Source organism: uncultured Jannaschia sp., from assembly GCF_947494055.1.
In the GTDB taxonomy this organism is placed as follows: domain Bacteria; phylum Pseudomonadota; class Alphaproteobacteria; order Rhodobacterales; family Rhodobacteraceae; genus Jannaschia.
Map to the genome: position 1 here is coordinate 120,520 of NZ_CANLTR010000006.1, position 14,470 is coordinate 134,989.

The following is a 14,470-nucleotide window of genomic DNA, read 5'->3' on the forward strand; positions in this document are numbered from 1 at the left end:
CGGTTGCGAACCGAATGCAGCCAAATCGACGCGATTGTCTCTAGAATTTGGCTGCGCTGGACGGCGGGGTGATCGCCCGGCTTCGTCGCGATTCCCGCCATGCGATGAAGGTGACGGACAGGATGATGATGGTCGCACCGACGACGACCCATAGATCGGGCGATTCCTCGAAGAAAGCCCAACCCAGAAGGACCGCCCAGATCAGTTGCAGGAAGGTGGCCGGCTGGGTGACCGAGACCGGTGCGGCCGCGAAGGCCCGCGTCATCGTGTAATGCCCGGCCGTGGCGAAAAGCGCGACGACGCCCATCCAGAACACCTCGGAGACGGTCGGCGTCACCCAGACGGCGATGGCGAAGGGCGCGAGGCCCAGCGTCACGAAGACCGACAGCATCGCCACGACGAGCCCCGCCGGGTACCGATCCGAGAGCGGCTTCGCCAGAAGGTAGGACGCCCCGAACAGCGCGGCCGTGACCAACATGGTAAGGTGCCCCGTCTCGACCGCGCGAAGGCCGGGCCGCAGGATGACGACGGTCCCGGCCAGGGCGGCCAGCACGGCGCAGATCCGCGGCCAGGCGAGCCGCTCGCCAAGGAACACCGCCGCGCCGAGCGTCACGTAGACCGGGTTGAGGTAGTTCATCGCCGTCACCTCGGCGATCGGGATCTGGGTCATCGAGTAGAACCAGCACATGACGCCAATCGCGTGGACGAGACCCCGCCCGGCGAAGAGCGCCACCTGCCGCGCCGGCATGCGAACGGTCAGGGCCGACCGCGCAAAGGGAATGAGGAAGACGAAGCCGATCAGGTAACGCAGGAAGGCCGATTCCGCCGCGGGGAGGTTCTCGCCCGCGAACTTCACGACGGCGGTGACCATGACGAACAGGACACCGGTCAGCAGCATCCACAGGATGCCTTGCAAGGGTCTGGACGGCCGGATCATGCGCCTGCCTTGAACCGGACGCCTGGCCGCCGCAAGGCACACGGCCGCGATCCCCGCGCGCGTTCAGGCGGAAAGCAGGCTTGCGGCAATCGCCCACATCACGAGGGCGATCCCAGCATCGAGCACGCGCCACGCGGCGGGACGTGCGAAGACCGGCCGCAGCAATGCCGCGCCGTAGCCCAGCGAGAAGAAGAAGACGAAGGACGCCGTCATGGCGCCCAGACCGAATGCGACGGGTGAGTCGGCCTGCGTCGAAACTCCGCCGAGCAGGACCAGCGTGTCGAGATAGACATGCGGGTTCAACCAGGTGAGCGCGAGGCAGATGGCCACCGCGCGGCGAAGCCCGCCCGCGGCCGTCGCCGGATCGAGATGCCCGCCGCCGCGCCAGGCCGCCCAGGCGGCGCGCGCGCCGTAGAGAACGAGGAAGGCCGCGCCGCCCCAGCGGAAGACCGGCACGATCCAGGGCACCGCGGTGACGAGCGCGCCGAAGCCTGCCACCCCCGCCGCGATCAGCAACGCGTCCGAAAGGGCGCAGGTCAAAACGACCGGCAACACATGCTCCCCGCGCAGGCCCTGCCGCAGGACGAAGGCGTTCTGCGCCCCAATGGCGAGGATGAGCGAAAGCCCGAGGCCGAAGCCTGAAGGAAACGAGGTCACGGTCGCGTCGCCGTCCGCTTCACTGGAGCTGCGCCATCACCTCGTCACTGGCCTCGAAGTTGGCGGTGACGCTCTGGACGTCATCGTCGTCCTCTAGCGCGTCGAGGAGCTTCATCAGCGACTGCATGCTCTCGAGGTCGAGTTCAGTCGTCGTCGTCGGGCGCCAGACGAGCTTGGTCGACTGGCTTTCGCCCAGTTGTTCCTCCAGCCCGCTAGAGACCGCCGCGAGGTCGGTGTCGCCGCACCAGATCACGTGGCCTTCCTCGTCGGATTCGACATCCTCCGCGCCGGCCTCGATGGCGGCCATGAGCACGTCGTCCGCATCGCCGGCGGAGGCCGGATAGACCACCTGCCCCTTGCGGTCGAACATGAAGCCGACGGAGCCGGTCTCACCCAGATTGCCGCCGTTCTTGGAGAAGGTCGAGCGCACCGAGGATGCGGTGCGGTTGCGGTTGTCGGTCATCGCCTCGACGATGACAGCGACTCCGCCGGGGCCGTACCCCTCGTAGCGGATCTCGTCGTAGTTCTCGCCCTCGCCGCCGGAAGCCTTGGCGATCGCGCGCTGGATCACGTCCTTCGGGACGGACTGGCCTTTGGCTTCCTTGACGGCGAGGCGAAGGCGCGGGTTCTTGTCGGGATCGGGGTCGCCCATCTTGGCGGCGACGGTGATCTCTTTCGAGAGCTTGGAGAAGAGCTTGGCACGCAGCTTGTCCTGACGGCCCTTGCGGTGCTGGATGTTCGCCCATTTGGAATGGCCCGCCATCGGTGGGTGCCTCCGGTCTGATCTGAAGTGGTGTCGGTCGCGACGCTATAGCGGCTCGCCCACGGCCCGCGCAATCCCGGCCCATCCGCGTTGCGCCGCGGCGTGCGATACCTTTAGAGGGGCCGGACATTTCACGGGGGCCGCGGTGACGACCGACCAGATCATCCTCTTCGCGCTCTTCGGGGGCGTGTTCGCGTTCCTCCTCTGGGGGCGGTTCCGTTACGACATCGTGGCCTTCGCGGCGCTGCTCCTTGGCGTGATCCTCGGCGTGATCCCGAAGGAGGAGGCGTTCGCGGGGTTCGGCCACCCGGCGACGATCGTCGTCGCGCTGGTTCTCGTCGTCTCCGCCGGGCTCGTGCGATCCGGCGCGGTGATGCTCATCACCCGGACGATGATCGACGCGGGTCGCGGGATCGGCAGCCACATCTCCATCATGGGCGGCATCGGGGCGGTGCTCTCGGCGTTCATGAACAACGTGGCGGCGCTGGCGCTGCTGATGCCGGTGGACATCGCCACCGCGCGCAAGGCCGGGCGCCTGCCCAGCGCGACGCTCATGCCGCTCAGCTTCGCGACCATCCTCGGCGGAATGATCACCCTGATCGGCACGCCCCCCAACATCGTTATTGCCGGGATACGGCAGGACCATCTGGGCCAGAGCTTCGCGATGTTCGACTTCGCGCCCGTCGGCCTCGTGACCGCCGCCGCGGGCCTTCTCTTCGTGGCGTTGATCGGCTGGCGGCTCATCCCCGGTACGGGCGAGGCACAGGGCGGCGGCGAGAAGGACCTGACCAGCTACGTGGCCGAACTCACCGTACCCAAGGATCATCCCCGCATCGGCAAGCCCGTCTCCGACTTCTCCGACGTTGCCGAGGAAACGGGCGTCCACATCATCGGCCTGATCCGCGACGGCCGCCGCATGTTCGGCAGTGCCCGCCATGTCGGGCTCAAGGACGGGGATTCGCTTCTTCTCGAGGCGGAACCCGCCGCGCTCGACGAGTTCCGGGCCTCCGAGGGCCTCGACTTCTCCGATGACCGACGCATGACGCTCCTGGATGCGGCGGATCAGGGCCTGAGCCTGGTCGAGGTCGTCGTCACCGACGGCAGCCGGATCAACGGGCGCACGTCGCAGGCCATCGGCATGACCTGGCGGCAGCGGACGGTGCTCATGGGAATCGCGCGCAAGGGCCGCCGCATCACCGAACGGGTGCGCAGCACGAACGTGCGGAGCGGCGACATCCTGCTGCTGCTCACGCCGACCGAACAGGTCGAGGAGGTGGTGGCCTGGCTTGGCGCGCTGCCGCTTGCCGACCGGGGTCTCGCGGTGACGGAGAACCGCAAGATCTGGCCGGCCGCCGCCCTTTTCCTCGCGGCCGTGATCGGCGCGAGCTTCGGCCTCGTCGATCTGACGGTGGCGCTCGGCGTGGTCGTGCTGGGCTATGCACTCACGCGGATCGTGCCTCTGCACGAGCTCTACACCCATGTCGAGTGGCCGGTCGTCGTCCTCCTGGGCTCGATGATCCCGCTCGGCGCGGCGCTCGAGGATGCGGGTGGGACCGAACTGATCGCTGGGTGGCTCAACGGCATCGCCACCGGGCAACCGGCCTGGGTCGCGCTTCTGCTGCTGATGATCGTCACAATGGTCCTGTCGGCGATCCTCAACAATACGGCCACCGCCATCGTCGCGGCACCCGTTGGCATCGAGATGGCCTACGCGCTCGACGTCGATCCCGACAGCTTCCTCATCGCCGTCGCGGTCGCGGCCTCCTGCGCGTTCCTCACGCCGATCGGGCACAAGAACAACACGCTGATCCTCGGGCCCGGCGGCTATCGATTTGGCGATTACTGGCGGATGGGCCTGCCGCTGACGGTGCTGATCCTGGCCGTGGCGCTGCCGGCGACGCTGTTCTTCTGGCCATTGCGATAGGCCCAGGGGCGGCGCCTCCGGCGGGGATATTTGGAAAGCAAAGACGGAGGCGGGCGGACGGACCGGCTTGCCCCTTCCCCGGCCTCGGCGCATGTACGCGACATGGCCTTCCTTCGCTTCACCATCCTCGGCTGCGGATCCTCCGGCGGCGTGCCCCGGCTCGGCAATCACTGGGGCGATTGCGACCCGGACGATCCCCGCAACCGTCGGCGGCGCTGTTCCCTGCTGGTGGAGCGGATCGCGGATGCGGGGACGACGCGCGTGCTGATCGACACGTCGCCCGACATGCGCCAGCAACTTCTGGATGCGGGCGTGGGGACGCTCGACGGGGTCGTCTGGACGCACAGCCATGCCGACCACGTGCACGGGCTCGACGACCTGCGGATGATCGTCTTCAACCGGCGTCGCCTGCTCGACGTCTGGGCCGACGCCTATACCTTCGCGGCGTTGCGCATGCGTTTCGGCTACGCGTTCGAGACGCCGGACGGGTCGAGCTATCCGCCGATCCTCGCGCGGCACGAACTGGCCGGGCCGATCACGATCGACGGCGCGGGCGGGCCGGTCGCGATCACGCCGATTCCGGTCCAGCACGGGGATATCGAGGCGCTCGGGCTCAGGATCGGCGGCCTGTGCTACATGCCCGACGTCTCCGACATCCCCGGGACCGCGCTACCGGACCTGGCGGATCTCGACATCTGGATGCTCGACGCGCTCCGGCGCAGCCCGCACCCGACGCATTTCAGCCTGGACGAGGCGCTCGACTGGTTCGCGCGCCTGCGGCCCGCCCGAGGAATCCTCACGAACATGCATGTGGATCTCGACTGGGCCACGGTCGACGCGGAGACGCCCGACCATGTCACACCGGCGCATGACGGGATGGTGCTGGAACTGCCGTGCTAGATGTCCTGACCGTCACGGTCCCCGTCTTCCTCATCATCGGTGCCGGATACCTTGCCGTCTGGCGCAAGACCTTCACGCAAGGCCAGGTCGACGGGCTGATGGTCTTCACCCAGCATTTCGCCATCCCCTGCCTGCTGTTCCTGGCGATGGTCGATCTCGATCTCGCGGTCGTGTTCGACTGGCGGCTGCTCGCGGCCTATTACACGGGCTCGCTGGTCAGCTTCGCCGCCGGGATCCTCGGCGCGATCCTGTGGCTGCGGCGCGGACGGGAAGACGCGGTGGCGATCGGGTTCGCGGCGATGTTCGCCAACACCGTCCTGCTCGGCCTGCCCATCGCGGAGCGTGCCTTCGGCACCGACAGCCTCGCGGCGAACTATGCGATCATCGCGTTCCACGCAGCATTCTGCTACTTCGTCGGCGTCACGGCGATGGAGGTCGTGCGCGGCGGCGGGGGCGGTCCGCTCGGCGCCGTGCGGGCGGTCGGCTGGTCGATGACGCACAACCCGCTGATGATTGGCGTGGCGCTCGGCCTGGTCGTGAACCTGATCGGGCTGCCGCTCCCCGATCCCGCGCTCGAGGCGGTGCGCCTCGTCGCCCGGGCCGCCCTGCCCGCGGCGCTCTTCGGCCTCGGCGGCGTTCTCGTGCAATATCGGCCGGAGGGCGACGCGCGCGGCATCCTCCTCGTCTGCGGTATCGCCCTGATCCTCCATCCGGCATGGACCTATGGCGCCGGGCGCCTGCTTGGTCTCGAACAGGGTCCGTTCCGCGCGGCAGTGTTGACCGCGGCCATGGCGCCAGGCGTGAATTCCTACCTGTTCGCTGCCATGCAGGGCCGCGCGGTCCGCATCGCCGCCTCCTCCGTCCTGCTCGCGACGGCGGCGTCGGTTCTCACCGTGTCGGCCTGGCTTCTGGTGCTCTGAGACGACAGCGGCCCCGACGATCGCGCCGGGGCCGCTGTCGAGCGTCGCGTCCGATGTTCTGGGATCAGCCGTCGACGGCGGCAGGCCAGACCGGCGCACGCCGTTGGGCGAAGAAGTCCTTGTCGAGTTCCCAAGCCACGAAGAGGGGCACTTCCTCTCCATCGGTCGGCAGTTCGATCGAGTCCGGACGCTTCACCGGACGCATCGAGGCATGCAGGCCGCTGCAGAACGGCTGCCGGGCAATCCACTGGCGCATGTCCTCGCGCTTGCGGCTGGAATGGAACGGCCCCCAATCGGCTGCCACGCCCCGCATCCCGCGGGAGATGACGTCGTCGCGCGGGACGGTCACGTTCATGATCCGCACGGCGCACGCCATGTTGAGCGCGCCGTCCTTCAATGCTTCGCCGGACCGCGCCTTGCAGCCGTATCCGCGCGCGGTCGCCGGCAGGATCTGCACGAGGCCGTACCAAAGCCCGCCGCCGCCGACCGCCCGGGGCTGATACGTGCTCTCATGCTTGGACAGCGTGGAAAGAAGCCCGGCCCAGAACGACTTGCGGCCCCATTCGTCGGCCTCCGGATAGGCCGGGCACCACTCGCCGATGTCGCGCGGCACGGTATCGACGAGCCGGGTTCCCTGAGTGTCGAGCGCCTGCATCACGGCACGGGTCCAGCGGTCCGAGCCGTTCACGTGGTCCCAGCGAAGGTCGGGCAGATCGACCGTCGCGGGCCGCGGCGCGGGCCGTTCGGAGGCGCCGGGTGCAAGCGCGGGACCGGCCTGCGGCGCAAGCGCGGACATCGTGCTCGGCACCGTCGTCAGGATCCGTGGCGAGGCGGACTCCGCATACGCCAAGCCGGACAGGATAGGGCCGAAAGCGGCCAACGCGCCCGCCATAAGCGCGCGTTTGAGACATCTCGTCATGAAGTTCCCCCGAACATTCATCAATGTACGCCGCTCCGATTGTGAACCCGGTCGCGGCGGGCACCGCGATTCCACGCCGCCCCCGATATCCGAACTCCAGTGGCAGCCGGAACGGACACGGGCCGGATAGCATCGCCCCCCCGATGCGCAAACCTTCGCCCTCGGATCGCCCCGCGATCGGCAATCTCCCGCCAGCCGCGCGCCGCCTTGCCCCGCGCCCGGACCGGCCGTAAACCCGCAGGCGACCCGACCCGCCGACCGGAGGCCCCATGCTCGACCTGACCCACGACGCGCCGAAACCCCGCGTGATCGCCGGCGAGACCGACGATTGGGAGCTGGTGATCGGGATGGAAGTTCACGCCCAGGTCGCGTCGAACGCCAAGCTGTTCTCGGGCGCCTCGACCCGCTTCGGGGCGGAGCCGAACGCGAACGTGGCCTTCGTCGATGCGGGCATGCCCGGGATGCTTCCGGTCATCAACGAGTTCTGCGTGGCGCAGGCCGTGCGGACCGGCCTCGGCCTCAAGGCGGCGATCAACCTGCGCTCGGCCTTCGACCGGAAGAACTACTTCTACCCGGACCTGCCGCAGGGCTACCAGATCAGCCAACTCTACCACCCGATCGTTGGCGAGGGCGAGGTGCTCGTGGAGATGGGCGACGGCACGGCGCGCGTCGTCCGGATCGAGCGCATCCATCTCGAACAGGATGCGGGGAAGTCGATCCACGACATGGACCCGACGATGTCCTTCGTGGATCTGAACCGCACCGGCGTCGCGCTGATGGAGATCGTCTCGCGTCCCGACATCCGCGGCCCGGAGGAAGCAGCCGCCTACGTCACGAAGCTGCGCCAGATCATGCGTTATCTGGGCACCTGCGACGGCAACATGCAGAACGGCAACCTACGGGCTGACGTCAACGTCTCGATCTGCCGCCCGGGCGCCTACGAGCGCTACCAGGAGACGCAGGATTTCGCCCATCTCGGCACGCGCTGCGAGATCAAGAACATGAACTCACTGCGCTTCATCCAGGCCGCGATCGAGGCGGAGGCGCGTCGCCAGATCGCTATCGTGGAGGCCGGCGGAAAGGTCGTGCAGGAGACGCGGCTCTACGACGTGGAGCGGGGCGAGACGCGCTCGATGCGTTCCAAGGAAGAGGCGCATGACTACCGCTACTTCCCCGATCCGGACCTGCTGCCGCTCGAGCTGGAGCAGGATTGGGTGGATGACATCGCCGCGGCCCTGCCCGAACTGCCGGACGCCAAGAAGGCCCGTTTCGTCGCGACGTTCGGTCTGTCGGACTACGATGCCGGCGTGCTGACGGCGGATACCGCCAACGCGGCCTTCTTCGAGGAGGTCGTCGCCGCATCGGGCAACGGCAAGGCCTCCGCGAACTGGGTCATCAACGACCTGTTCGGACGGCTCAAGAAGGACGATGCCGGGATCGAGGCGAGCCCCGTGAGCCCCGCGCAGCTGGGCGGCATCATCGCGCTGATCGAGCGGGGCGACATCTCCGGCAAGATCGCCAAAGACCTGTTCGAGATCGTCTATACCGAAGGCGGCGACCCGGCCGAAATCGTCGAGGCGCGCGGGATGAAGCAGGTCACCGATACCGGCGCGATCGAGGTGGCGGTGGACGAGATCATCGCCGCCAATCCCGCCCAGGTCGAGAAGGCCCGCGCCAATCCGAAGCTCGCCGGCTGGTTCGTGGGTCAGGTGATGAAAGCCACCGGCGGCAAGGCGAACCCGAAGGCGGTCAACGAGATCGTGAGCGCGAAACTCGGGCTGTGACGCCGAAGCGCTCGGCGCGGTGTCGCGCCGAGCGCGTCCGGACGCTCAGTAGGCGAATTGGACGCGTGCCGTGACCGCGTGCGACTCGGTTCCGTCGATCGCCCCGGCCGTGCCCCGGGCGTAGGAATAGTCCGCCGTCAGCGTCAGCCGTTTCGTCATGTAGAGGTTCGCGACGGCCGAGAGGCCGTGCTGCCGCCCGCTCTCGTCGCCGAGATCGGTCAGGTCGAGGTAATCCGCGCGCAGCCCGACTTCGACCGCGCCGTATCCTCCGCCCCCGATCGGGTCGATCGGGACGACGCGCCCGAACGTACCGCTCGACCGATCGTAGCCGCGCTTCTCGCCGGTCAGGAAGTAGGTCATGTAGAGGTATCCGCCGTGCGCCGTGCCGTCCTCGCGCGCGCCTTTCACGTTCGCTGCCGTCAGCTCGCCCTGGAACGACAGCGATCCGACGGAGCGGGCGACTTCGAGGTTCACACGGGTGAGGGCGTCCACCTCCGCGATGGTCGAGCTCGAGGCGAGTACGGACGCGGCGCCCGTCGGGATGGTCGCGTTCGTCCCGCCGGAGAACGACACGCCCCCGTCGATGTCCCGCCGGGTCGAGAGGCCGAGGCCCAGATGCAGCAAATCCGTCACCCGCTGCGTGCCGACGCCCTCGCGGGTGGCATCGCCGCCGCGGGTGATCTCCTCTTGCCTGTAGATCGGCGCCCAGGTGACGCGGCCGGTGATGGCCACGCCGCCGTCGCCCACGCCGTTGTTGACGTCGCCGCCGAACACGCCCGCCGAGATCGAATGATTGTCGCCGCCGTAGGACACCTTGATCCCCACCGTGTCGCCCGGGATCAGCGCCGCCGACTGCCCGCTGGTGGCGAAAGGCAGGAACCGGCTGCCCGACACATCCTGCAGGGAGAAGGGTTCGTCCTGCTGACCCACTTGGAGGGTCACCCGGTCGGTCGGCTGATAATTGACGAACGCGTACCGGTAGAAGAACGCGTTGTTCTCCGTGTCGAGGGCCAGCGTCCCTCCGAACGCGTCGTAGGCTCCGAAAAGATAAATCCGCGCGAGATTGATGCTCGACCCGAAGGCGCTCCGCCCGGGGTCTTGGTCGTAGTAACCACCGTCGAACTGCACGAACGGCGCTACCGTAATGTTCCGCTGCTGCGTTCCGAACTCGAGGACGCGCTCGTCGCTCGGGAAGAGCCCGGAATCGTTCTGCGCTGACTCCGCCAATGCCGGGGCCATGCCCGTGATCGACAAGATCACCGTCGAGGCCAGAAAGGCCGCTGCGACGCGCCCGGCAGGACATCTTTTCGTCATCGTCGCATCCCCCGCTTCTCGATGCGCCCGGAGCCTCCGCAGATCACGTCCGTCGCTCGCGACCTACATTCACACGACGAAACGCGCCGCAAGACATTTCCGCAGCTCAACGACGGCTACGACGGCGCCGCGAGATTGAGGGACAATGCGTGGATCCGGGGCATGACGTCGCCGAGTGCGGCATGGACCATGCGGTGACGCGCCAGCCGCGACTTGCCCGCGAACGCACCCGACGTCATTACGACATGCCAGTGGCTCTCGCCCGAGCCGTCGTCGCCCGCGTGGCCGCCGTGTTTCGCGCTCTCGTTGACGACCTCCAGCCGGTCGGGCGCGAACGCGTCGTTCAGCCGCGCCTCGATGATCGCCTGCATCTGCATGAATAATCCTTTCGAAAGGTCTTCCCTCTGCCGGTGCTATGGCTAAACTCTGGTGCCTCTAGCCGGAAGGGGTGCAGATGACTAAGAGTGACCCGTTCAACTTCGACTTGCGCGTATCCACGGCGAAGAAGCGCAATCCGCGTGGACGCCGGGGCATGTCGGGTGCGGTCGAAACCTCCACGCGCGAGTGCGACCACGCGGGCTGCACCGAGATGGGCAAGTTCCGCGCCCCGAAGAGCCGCGACTCGACGGATGATTACTACTGGTTCTGCAAGGACCATGTACGCGAATACAACGCGAAGTGGTCCTTCTTCGACGGCGCGACAGAGGCCGAGCTGCAACGGCAATCGGAGAAGGACGCCCAGACCCGCCCCTTCCGTAAGTCCGTCGAGGAGCGCGCTTGGGCGCGGCTTGGAATCGAGGACGCGCACCAGGTCCTGGGCGGCAACGCCACGCGCAATCCCGGCCGGGGCGTGGTCGGCCGCAAGCTGCCTCCCACCGAGCGCAAGGCGCTCGAGATCCTCGAGGCGAGAGATGACTGGGACAAGGCCGCCATCCGCAAGGCCTACAAGAGCCTTATCAAGGTGTTGCATCCCGACATGAATGGCGGCGATCGCAGCCAGGAGGAGCAGCTCTCCGAGGTGGTCTGGGCATGGGACCAACTCAAGGACAGCCGCAACTTCAAGTGACGTGCCCGCCGTCCCGCTCCGCCTTCCAGGCGCGCAGCTCCGCCTCGCGCGGGCCGAGGGGCGGCGGTCGGTAGGGCGGCGTACTCTCGAATTCGCAGGCCCAGCGGCGACGCGCCGCCTCGCTTACCGCCTCCCAAGTGGCAACCGGATCACGTGACCGGCCGAACCGGCGCATCGCCTCGGCGAAAAGGCCGCCATTCGGCGGGTCGGAGCTTTGGAGATGGCCAAGCGGATCGCCCTCCTCGGCGACTTTCCGCCGGACCAGCGGATCGAAGCCGAGCCCGGCCGCCTCCGCCCCCGCCATGATCCAGTCGAGCGCCACGGCGCTCTGATGCGTGATCGGGCCGCCGCCGCCGATGGCGCCGTGGTCGCCGGGGAAGTATTCCTGCCGGTAGGGCCGCCCCTCGCGATCGGCGTTCAGCGCCTCCAGATTGTCCCAGAGCGTCGGGCGGAACGGCTTCCGACGCTCGTCAATGGCGACCGCGTGGCGGGCGGATCGGACCATCGGGCCAAGCGCCGTGTTGTGGAACGCGTAGCGGCGATGCGTCACCGTGCCGGGGGTCAGCAAGCCGGGCACGCCGAGCGCGCCCACCGTGTCCCAGACGCCGAGATAGTCGATGTCGAAGGGGATGGCCTGATCGGCGCCGAACTCGGCGTAGACAGGCGCGTCGGCCGGATCGGTGATGATCCACGGCGAATGCAGGGCGCGCCATTCGGCATTGCGCATCTGCCGCCGCGCCGCGCTCTCCTGCCGGCGCTCGGTGTAGCGGGCGACGGCCTCGGGGAGCCGGGCCAGGTCGGCCCGGGACAGAAGACCGGTGAAGCCGATGAATCCCACGAGCGACCGGGCGGTGAAGGCGCCGCGCGAGAAGCCGAAGACGTAGACCTCGTCGCCCGGCTCGTAGAGGAACACGAGGTGGCGGTAGGCTTCGACCACGTTGTCGAGCAGCCCGAGGCCCAGCATCCCGCCCAGCACCCGGTCGCTCGTCCGGGCAAGCCACGTGACGCCGCGACGCCCGGTGCCCACGCCCTCCACATAGACCGGAACCTGCGCCAGCCCGTCGTCCCCGCTAGGCGCGAGCGCCTGCGCGAGCCGGACGACATTGGTCGGATGGGGATGTTCGGCGACGTTCCAGGTGCCGTCGCAGAGGATGACGATACGCTTCATGCGCGCGATCGTATCACGTTCCGACGCGAAACGCCTCCGGATCCGAAAACGGACCCGAAGGCGTCTCGTCGGGGCGGCGCCCCCCGAGGGAACGGGACCGCCGCCCGTGCCACGCCCGTCGGGCGTGGCGATTGCGGTGCGGGACTTACTGCTGCGGCAGGAGAACGCGGTCGATGACGTGAATGACGCCGTTCGATTGCTGCACGTTGGCGATGGTGACGTTGGCGGTCCGACCGTTCTCGTCGGTCAGCATGATGTCGTCGCCGTCATAGGTCGCCTGCAGGGTGCAGCCGCCGACGGTCGGGACCGGATGCGTGCCGCCGTCGGCGTCGATCATGCCCTTGATCGCCATCGCGTCGGCATCGGCCGCCACGACGTGGCAGGCGAGGATCTGCGCGAGCTGTTCCTTGTTCTCGGGCATCATCAGCTGCTCGAGCGTCTCGTCGGAGATCATGTCGAACGCATCGTTCGTCGGTGCGAAGACGGTGAACGGACCCTCGCCCGACAGCGTCTCCACCAGACCAGCGGCCTGCACGGCAGCGACGAGCGTGGTGTGGTCGGCCGAGTTCACGGCGTTCTCGACGATGTTCATGTCGGCCATCATCGGCGCGCCGCCGACCATCGGGTTCTCGGTCGTCGCATCCTGGGCGAAGGCGGCAACGGGCAGCGTCAGCGCGGCGGCGGTCGCCATGGCAATATAATTCATCTCAATCTCTCCCAATGGGCTCGTTGGACCGGGCATCCTCGCCTCGGTTACCCACAATCACGAAAGCGTCGCCGCAAAGTTTCAGGCGCGCTGGAGCCTCAGATCTCGAAGAGCGGCTCGGCGGCAAGAATCTCGCCGGTCGGCTGCCCCGTGGGGGAGCCGCCCTCGGGCTCGTCGGAGATGGCGAAGACCACGCCCGGAGTCAGACCCTCGGGCCGCGGAATGTCGATCTGGCCGTCCTCGGGCACGAGGCCGAGCGACACCGGGCCCGCATCGCCCGCGATCAGCCAGAGCTGTAGAGACCGACCCGGCGCGGCGGCGCCCTCCTGCAGGATGATGCGCAGCGTGTCCTCGTCCGCCCCAGCGGCCACGAGCAATCCCGCATCCGGCGCGGCAAGATCGACATGGAGGGTCGGATCGAAGGGATCGAGCGGTTGAAGCAGGAAGAACGCGGCGGCGAAGGCGGCGACCGGCATGCCGATGATGGCGCCCCACCCCGCCCAGCCGCGACGCGGCGCGCCCGGGAAGAGGCGGGTCTCCACGCGCCGCTTCAGGCGCGCGGGCGGCGTCACCTCCTCCGTGCCCAGAAACGTCGCGAAGGTGTCCGCCCATTCGGAATGCAGCGTGCGGAGCCCGGGCTCGCGCGCGAGCCGGCGCTCCAGAGCGGCCGCCTCGTCGCGATCAAGCAAACCGAGCACGTATTCCCCGACGAGGGCGGCATCGTCCTCGGGGCGTTCGGGGGAGCGTCCGGGTGCGTCGATCATCGGGACATGCACTCCCGCAACGTGATCAGGCTCCGGCGGAGCCAGGTCCGCATCGTGTTGAGCGGCACCTCGAAGCGCGCGGACAGCTCGGCGTAGCTCTCGCCCATCAGGTAGGCCCCGCGGACCGCCTCGGACCGCTGCGCCTCGAGCTCGCCCAGGCACTCGGCGATCTTCTTCGCCTCGCCGCGCGCCACGACATGCGCCTCGGGCCCCGGCGTGGTGTCGTGCAGGGTATCGTCCGCTGGCATCTCTACGCGTCCGCTCTCCCGGCGCCGGGCTCGCAGGATGTCGATGCAATGGTTGCGCGCGATCGTCGCCAGCCAGGAGATGGGGGACAGGCCGTTGACCCGGTACCGGTCGGCGTTATTCCAGATCTTCACGTATATGTCCTGCACAGCGTCTTCGGCTTCCCCGCGGTTCCCCAAGACACGCAGTGCAATTCCGAACAGTTTCGCCGACGTCGCGTCGTAGAGCCGGCCGAATGCGGCGCGGTCGCCAATCGCAGCACCTGCGAGCCAGCGCTCGATCTCTTCCTGTGTCGCCAAGGACCCCTCCCCTGCGACCACGGGGCTGGCCGGGTCCGACCTGGCCTTTCCCTTGCGGTCCTCTCCCTTATGTTGCATCCGGGCACGCGGCTGCAAGGAGTGT

Annotated in this window: 15 protein-coding genes; 5 read left to right on the plus strand and 10 right to left on the minus strand. The window is 68.2% G+C overall.

Translation table 11 applies throughout. From position 1 onward, the window contains the following. Window positions 1-40: 40 nt before the first annotated feature. The 3 genes from Q1A87_RS08405 to Q1A87_RS08415 form a co-directional block, all read right to left on the minus strand. Window positions 41-937, minus strand: a complete 897-nt coding sequence (locus tag Q1A87_RS08405; RefSeq protein ID WP_299649633.1) for a DMT family transporter — start codon at window positions 935-937, stop codon at window positions 41-43. Window positions 938-1,000: 63 nt separating this feature from the next. Then, window positions 1,001-1,594 carry a LysE/ArgO family amino acid transporter gene (locus tag Q1A87_RS08410; protein ID WP_299649635.1) on the minus strand — a complete coding sequence of 198 codons (594 nt, stop codon included), beginning with the start codon at window positions 1,592-1,594 and terminating at the stop codon, window positions 1,001-1,003. Between the two features lie 19 nt (window positions 1,595-1,613). Further along, window positions 1,614-2,357, minus strand: a complete 744-nt coding sequence (locus tag Q1A87_RS08415) for a YebC/PmpR family DNA-binding transcriptional regulator (RefSeq protein WP_299649638.1) — start codon at window positions 2,355-2,357, stop codon at window positions 1,614-1,616. A 145-nt stretch (window positions 2,358-2,502) separates the two neighbouring features. Here Q1A87_RS08415 and Q1A87_RS08420 point away from each other — a divergent pair, with 145 nt between their 5' ends. The 3 genes from Q1A87_RS08420 to Q1A87_RS08430 all read left to right on the plus strand — a co-directional run bounded on the left by Q1A87_RS08420 (window position 2,503) and on the right by Q1A87_RS08430 (window position 6,101). After that, on the plus strand, window positions 2,503-4,281 hold the full coding sequence (locus Q1A87_RS08420; RefSeq protein WP_299649641.1) for an SLC13 family permease: 1,779 nt from the start codon (window positions 2,503-2,505) through the stop codon (window positions 4,279-4,281). Between the two features lie 102 nt (window positions 4,282-4,383). Next, the gene (locus Q1A87_RS08425; RefSeq protein ID WP_299649644.1) at window positions 4,384-5,181 is read left to right on the plus strand and encodes an MBL fold metallo-hydrolase; all 798 of its coding nucleotides are present in this window, start codon (window positions 4,384-4,386) and stop codon (window positions 5,179-5,181) included. Continuing rightward, complete coding sequence (locus tag Q1A87_RS08430) at window positions 5,175-6,101, plus strand: AEC family transporter (RefSeq protein ID WP_299649647.1); 927 nt, start codon at window positions 5,175-5,177, stop codon at window positions 6,099-6,101. The genes Q1A87_RS08425 and Q1A87_RS08430 overlap by 7 nt, the downstream gene beginning before the upstream one ends. Before the next feature lie 64 nt (window positions 6,102-6,165). Here Q1A87_RS08430 and Q1A87_RS08435 read toward each other — a convergent pair whose 3' ends face one another. Next, a complete protein-coding gene (locus Q1A87_RS08435) occupies window positions 6,166-6,897 on the minus strand; it encodes a transglycosylase SLT domain-containing protein (RefSeq protein ID WP_299649650.1) in 732 nt (243 codons plus the stop codon). 392 nt (window positions 6,898-7,289) lie between these two features. Here Q1A87_RS08435 and gatB point away from each other — a divergent pair, with 392 nt between their 5' ends. Then, window positions 7,290-8,804 carry an Asp-tRNA(Asn)/Glu-tRNA(Gln) amidotransferase subunit GatB gene (gene gatB, locus Q1A87_RS08440; protein WP_299649653.1) on the plus strand — a complete coding sequence of 505 codons (1,515 nt, stop codon included), beginning with the start codon at window positions 7,290-7,292 and terminating at the stop codon, window positions 8,802-8,804. A gap of 45 nt (window positions 8,805-8,849) precedes the next feature. Here the strand turns inward: gatB and Q1A87_RS08445 are convergent, their stop codons facing one another. Continuing rightward, complete coding sequence (locus Q1A87_RS08445) at window positions 8,850-10,118, minus strand: porin (protein ID WP_299649656.1); 1,269 nt, start codon at window positions 10,116-10,118, stop codon at window positions 8,850-8,852. A 116-nt stretch (window positions 10,119-10,234) separates the two neighbouring features. Next, complete coding sequence (locus Q1A87_RS08450) at window positions 10,235-10,495, minus strand: BolA family protein (RefSeq protein WP_299649659.1); 261 nt, start codon at window positions 10,493-10,495, stop codon at window positions 10,235-10,237. A gap of 77 nt (window positions 10,496-10,572) precedes the next feature. On the opposite strand from Q1A87_RS08450, the gene Q1A87_RS08455 reads away from it, so the two are divergent. Further along, a complete protein-coding gene (locus Q1A87_RS08455; protein ID WP_299649662.1) occupies window positions 10,573-11,184 on the plus strand; it encodes a J domain-containing protein in 612 nt (203 codons plus the stop codon). Here Q1A87_RS08455 and Q1A87_RS08460 read toward each other — a convergent pair. From Q1A87_RS08460 to Q1A87_RS08475, 4 genes are all read right to left on the minus strand, one after another. Beyond that, window positions 11,177-12,352: a DUF2235 domain-containing protein gene (locus Q1A87_RS08460; RefSeq protein ID WP_299649665.1), complete on the minus strand. Its 1,176-nt coding sequence runs from the start codon at window positions 12,350-12,352 to the stop codon at window positions 11,177-11,179. The two genes, Q1A87_RS08455 and Q1A87_RS08460, sit on opposite strands and share 8 nt — an antisense overlap. A gap of 145 nt (window positions 12,353-12,497) precedes the next feature. Beyond that, a complete protein-coding gene (locus tag Q1A87_RS08465) occupies window positions 12,498-13,043 on the minus strand; it encodes a fasciclin domain-containing protein (protein WP_299649841.1) in 546 nt (181 codons plus the stop codon). A gap of 113 nt (window positions 13,044-13,156) precedes the next feature. Beyond that, window positions 13,157-13,822 carry an anti-sigma factor gene (locus Q1A87_RS08470; protein WP_299649668.1) on the minus strand — a complete coding sequence of 222 codons (666 nt, stop codon included), beginning with the start codon at window positions 13,820-13,822 and terminating at the stop codon, window positions 13,157-13,159. After that, on the minus strand, window positions 13,819-14,445 hold the full coding sequence (locus Q1A87_RS08475; RefSeq protein WP_363322969.1) for a sigma-70 family RNA polymerase sigma factor: 627 nt from the start codon (window positions 14,443-14,445) through the stop codon (window positions 13,819-13,821). Before Q1A87_RS08475 ends, Q1A87_RS08470 begins: the two co-directional genes overlap by 4 nt. Window positions 14,446-14,470 lie beyond the last annotated feature (25 nt).